This window comes from Kitasatospora sp. NPDC091257 (assembly GCF_044757675.1).
In the GTDB taxonomy this organism is placed as follows: domain Bacteria; phylum Actinomycetota; class Actinomycetes; order Streptomycetales; family Streptomycetaceae; genus Kitasatospora; species Kitasatospora lactacystinica.
In genome coordinates this window covers 1-4,795 of the sequence record NZ_JBIVVI010000717.1, presented here as the reverse complement: position 1 = coordinate 4,795, position 4,795 = coordinate 1, and the positions used below count along the sequence as shown (strand labels likewise).

At 76.7% G+C, this 4,795-nt stretch carries 3 protein-coding genes, 1 pseudogene and 1 riboswitch; of the genes and pseudogenes, 1 reads left to right on the top strand and 3 read right to left on the bottom strand.

Features of this window, described 5'->3' with window-relative positions:
- The 3 genes from ACIQOV_RS28040 to ACIQOV_RS28030 all read right to left on the bottom strand — a co-directional run.
- Positions 1-1,160: ATP-binding protein (locus ACIQOV_RS28040; RefSeq protein WP_401053168.1), on the bottom strand; the 1,160-nt coding region annotated here is incomplete at its 3' end.
- A gap of 118 nt (positions 1,161-1,278) precedes the next feature.
- Positions 1,279-2,817, bottom strand: a complete 1,539-nt coding sequence (locus ACIQOV_RS28035) for a cobyric acid synthase (RefSeq protein WP_401053166.1) — start codon at positions 2,815-2,817, stop codon at positions 1,279-1,281.
- Positions 2,814-3,806: a cobalamin biosynthesis protein gene (locus ACIQOV_RS28030; protein ID WP_401053164.1), complete on the bottom strand. Its 993-nt coding sequence runs from the start codon at positions 3,804-3,806 to the stop codon at positions 2,814-2,816. Before ACIQOV_RS28030 ends, ACIQOV_RS28035 begins: the two co-directional genes overlap by 4 nt.
- A gap of 107 nt (positions 3,807-3,913) precedes the next feature.
- Positions 3,914-4,046: riboswitch (cobalamin riboswitch) on the bottom strand.
- Between the two features lie 414 nt (positions 4,047-4,460).
- On the opposite strand from ACIQOV_RS28030, the pseudogene ACIQOV_RS28025 reads away from it, so the two are divergent.
- A pseudogene (locus tag ACIQOV_RS28025) lies at positions 4,461-4,795 on the top strand (hypothetical protein); the annotation flags it as partial.

Here is a 4,795-nt window from a genome sequence, read left to right as displayed (position 1 = left end):
GCCGACGGCTCGGGAGCGGACCCCTCGGGGCCGCCGTCGGACGGCTCGGGCGCGCCGCCGCCGTCGGGGCCGCCCCCGTCCGGGCCGCCCTCCGGCCCGTCGCCGTCCGGGCCGGACCCGTCGCCCTCGGGCTCAGGCTCCTCCTGCTGCGCGTGCTCCTCCAGCGTCCGGTCCAGCTGTTCCTCGTCCAGCCCCGGCGCGTCGAAGGGGTTGCGGCGGCGCCGGTGCGGCAGCGCCAGCTGCGCCGCCTTGCGGACGTCCTCCTCCTGCACCTCGGTGCGCCCGTCCCAGGCCGCCAGCGCGACGGCGGTGCGGGCCATCACGATGTCAGCGCGCAGCCCGTCCACCTCGAACGCGGCGCACACGGCGGTGATCTGACGCAGCGCCACATCGGTCAGCTCGACCTTGGGCAGCAACTCCCGCGCCGCGACGATGCGTTCGGCGAGAGCCCACTCCTCCGCGGCGAACCGCTCGGAGAAGCCGGTCGGATCCGCGTCGTAGGCGAGCCGGCGGCGGACCACCTCGGCGCGCTCGGCCGGATCCCGGGTGGCGGCGATCTCGACGGTCAGGCCGAACCGGTCGAGCAGCTGCGGCCGCAGCTCGCCCTCCTCCGGGTTCATCGTGCCCACCAGCAGGAACCGGGCCGCGTGGCGCACCGACACGCCCTCGCGCTCGACGTAGGAGCGGCCCATCGCGGCGGCGTCCAGCAGCAGGTCCACCACGTGGTCCTGGAGCAGGTTCACCTCGTCGATGTAGAGCACGCCGCGGTGCGCCCTGGCGAGCAGCCCGGGCTCGTACGCCTTGACGCCCTCGGCCAGCGCCCGCTCCAGGTCGAGCGAGCCGACGATCCGGTCCTCGGCCACGCCGACCGGCAACTCGACCAGCTGGGCCGGCCGTTCGGAAGCGGGCGGGGAGACGTGCGGCCCGTCCGGGCACTGCGGGTCGGGCGCGGCCGGGTCGCAGGCGAAGCGGCAGTCGTCCACGGTGGCGATGGACGGCAGCAGGCCGGCCAGCGCGCGCACCATGGTCGACTTCGCGGTGCCCTTCTCACCGCGCACCAGCACGCCGCCCACGGCCGGGGAGACCGCGTTCAGCAGCAGCCCGAGCCGCAGGTCGGCCATGCCGACGATCGCGGTGAACGGATAGCGGACGTCACTCATGCCGTACCCCACTCCTGTCGTGCCCGGTTCCGCGGCACCGTCCGGTCCTGTGATCCTGCCCGGCTCCGTGATCCTGCCCGGCTCTGCTGCCGTACTCGGCACTGCCGCCGTACCCGGCTCATGCGTCACTCCCAGGGGCCCCGGGCGGGACGAACGGCAGCGATCCGGCCGCCGGCACCCCGCCCTCGATCAGCTTCCACAGCGCGTCGGTGTCGGCGTGCTCCTCGATCAGGTCGCCCAGCCGGTCCAGCCGGGCCTCGCGCGCCGCGGCGAAGGAGGTGTCCGGGGCCGGGACGAACGCCCGGCCCGACAACGCGGCGACCTCGCGCAGGAGTTCGCGGCGGAACCCGTCGTTCTCCAGCGCGCCGTGCCAGGTCGTGCCCCAGACCGGGCCCACCCGGCAGCCGTCCAGACTCCGCCCCCGGCCGTCGGAGACGAACGTGTCCCCGCCCTCGACGGTGACCACGCCGTGGTGGATCTCGTAGCCCTCCACCCGCTGCCCGTACGCCTCGCCGACCGGCCGCGCCAGCACCTTCTCGGCGCCGAACCGCACCTGCGTCGGCAGCAGGCCGAGGCCCTCGACGGCCCCCGCCCTCGACTCGACCTCGTCCACGATCGAGCGCGCCAGCATCTGGTAGCCGCCGCAGACCCCGAGGACCGGCAGCCCGGCCGCCGCCCGGGCCCGCAGCGCCGGCTCCAGACCGCGCTCGCGCAGCCAGGCGAGGTCGGCGACGGTGGCCCGGGTGCCGGGCAGCACCACCAGGTCGGCGTCGGCCAGCTCCTCCGGGCGGGTCGCCCAGCGCACCAGCACGCCCGGCTCCTGCGCGAGCGCGTCCATGTCGGTGAAGTTGGACAGCCGCGGGAAGCGCACCACGGCCACCCGCAGCACGTCCGCGCCGTACGGCCCGGGCCCGTCCGCCCGGTCCACCACCGTCGACAGGTCCAGCGAGTCCTCGGCGTCCAGCCAGAGCCCGGGCAGCATCGGCAGCGTGCCCAGCACCGGACGGCCGGTCAGCCCGTGCAGCATCTCCAGCCCGGGCGCGAGCAGCCGCGCGTCACCGCGGAACTTGTTGACGAACCAGCCGGCCACGTGCCGCTGGTCCTCCGCCGACAGCAGCGCCAGCGTCCCGTACATCGCCGCGAAGACCCCGCCGCGGTCGATGTCCCCGACCACCACCACCGGCAGGGCGGCGGCCGTCGCCAGGCCCATGTTGGCGATGTCGCGGTCGCGCAGGTTGATCTCGGCGGGCGAGCCCGCGCCCTCGCAGACCACCACGTCGTAGCGGCCACGCAGGTCCGCCAGGCACTCCAGGGCGCGCTCCAGCAGGACGGGCTTGCGCTCGCGGTAGTCCAGCGCGCCCACCTCCGCCACCGGCCTGCCGAGCAGCACCACCTGGCTGCGGCCGTCCGCGCCCGGCTTGAGCAGCACCGGGTTCATCGCCGCCTCCGGCTCCACCCGGGCGGCCTGCGCCTGCATCGCCTGGGCGCGGCCGATCTCGGCGCCGTCGGCGGTGACGAAGGAATTGAGCGACATGTTCTGCGCCTTGAACGGCGCGACCCGCACGCCCTGGCGGACGAGCCAACGGCAGATCCCGGCCGTCACCACGCTCTTGCCCGCGTCCGAGGTCGTCCCCGCGACCAGCAGCGCCTTGCTCATGCCCGTCCCCTCTTCCTCAGCAGCATCCGCAGCAGGACGTGCCCCGCGACCGTCGTACCCAGCGCCAGTGCGCCCACCCGCCGGGAGAGCGCACAGGCGCGCTCGATGTCGTCCACCGTCACCGGCCGCAGCTCCGCACCCAGTACGGGCCGGTGCTCCACCCTCTCGCCGTACCGCAGCGCCCCGCCCAGCCGTACGCCCACCGCGCCGGCGAACGCCGCCTCGGCCTGGCCCGCGTTCGGGCTCGGGTGCGCGGAGCCGTCGCGCCGCCAGACCCGCCAGGCCGTACGGGGCTCGGGCGCGGCGGCCACCGTCAGCAGCGCCGTCAGCCGGGCGCCCGGCCAGCCCGCCAGGTCGTCCAGCCGGGCCGAGGCCCAGCCGAACCGGGCGTAGCGCGGCGAGCGGTGGCCCACCATCGCGTCCAGGGTGTTCACGGCGCGGAAGGCCAGCAGGCCGGGCGTGCCGGCCAGGGCGCCCCAGGTCAGCGCGTTCACCACGGCGTCGGCGGTGTTCTCGGCCACCGACTCGACCACCGCCCGGGCGATCTGCTGCCCGTCCAGCGCGCTCGGGTCCCGCCCGCACAGGTGCGGCAGCCGCTCCCGGGCGGCCGCGAGGTCGCCCGCGGCCAGCGAGCGGCCGATGGTGCGCGCCTCCCGGGTCAGCGAGGTGCCGCCGAGCACCGTCCAGGTCGCGGCCGCCGCCAGCACCGCCCGGCTCAGCGGACGCCGGCCCACCGTACGGTCCAGGGCGAGCGCGCCCGCCGCGACCGCGCCCACGCACAGCGCCGTGTACCCGGCCCCCGCGCCGCGGTCGTCGCGCCACAGCCGACGCTCCAGCCGGGTCGCGGCGCTGCCGAAGACGGCCACCGGATGGCCCCGGCGGGGGTCGGCGAAGCGGGCGTCGGCGACATGGCCCGCGACGGCGCCGAGCGCGAACGCGGCGGCGCGGGCCAGCGGGCGCGGCGAGGAGGAGGGCCCGAGCGGGGTCATCGGGGGCACGGCGGAAGGCAGCTCGGAGTCCGGTGGGGCGGGGCAGCCTGCATCGCGTGCGTGTCCTCACTCAGGGTCCGCGCCCTGGATCGACGTGACGGGGGCGAGAGTCTCCTGGCTTCCGGGTCGAACGCACCCCCGGAGCCTTCCAGCGGCCGTCGACGGCCGCCGTGGCGATGTTCCGAGCGTGCTCCCCGGTGACAGTGGCGGGACCGCGCCGGAATTCCACCGGCTTCCTCTCCATGCCTCCGTTTGGCCCCAGGATCCCATCACGGGCCCGAACCGGGAGTCAACCGAGGTCACGGAGGGGTTGGTCACACGCGGACGCCGCCGACAGGCCGGGGATCGTCCGGCGCGGGGCCGCTGACACGCCGGGGGATCCCCGGCGCGGCACCGGTCCGCGGCCGGGCCGCTTCGTGCGTTCGGCGGCTGGGGCAGGACCGGGGCCACGCCTGCGGTTCGGTGGCAGGCACCGCGGAAAGCCCCCGCCGCCGCCCTCGCCGCCCTCGCCGCCCGCTTCCGGCACCTCCTCGGCGCCGCCGGGCCGCCGCCCGGGTGACCCGGACGGCCCAGCCCGGTGGCCGGGCGGACGGAGCGCCGGTGAACTGGTGCCCGAACACCGTCCGGTCCGTGAGTAACAGAGCGGGGAGCGAAATGCGTTGGGGAACCGCCGCCGTCGTGGCGGCCGCCGCGGTCGGGGCCGCCGTGCTGGTGATCGGCCGTCGGGCCTCCGAGCGGACGGTCCGTCCGGTGGCCGCCGTCCCGGAGTCCGGGCCGGTCGTGGTCCGCGGCCTCGCCCCCGGCCGCGTCACCTTCACCCGCGGCCCCGAGAGCCTGCGCCCCGGCCGCTGGGCGGTCGAGTGGGCGGACGGCGGGCACGCGGTCGTCGAGGAGGTCCTGCACAGCGACGAGCGGGGCGTCACCCGCCGGCTGCTCCGCGCCGACCGGGGCACGCTCACCCCCGGCACCGAGGTCCGCTTCACCCCCCG

What these genes read in the sequence shown, in the direction of transcription:
- ACIQOV_RS28035 (WP_401053166.1), bottom strand. Translation starts at nt 2,817, where the DNA reads ATGAGCAAGGCGCTGCTGGTCGCGGGGACGACCTCGGACGCGGGCAAG.
- ACIQOV_RS28030 (WP_401053164.1), bottom strand. Translation starts at nt 3,806, where the DNA reads ATGACCCCGCTCGGGCCCTCCTCCTCGCCGCGCCCGCTGGCCCGCGCC.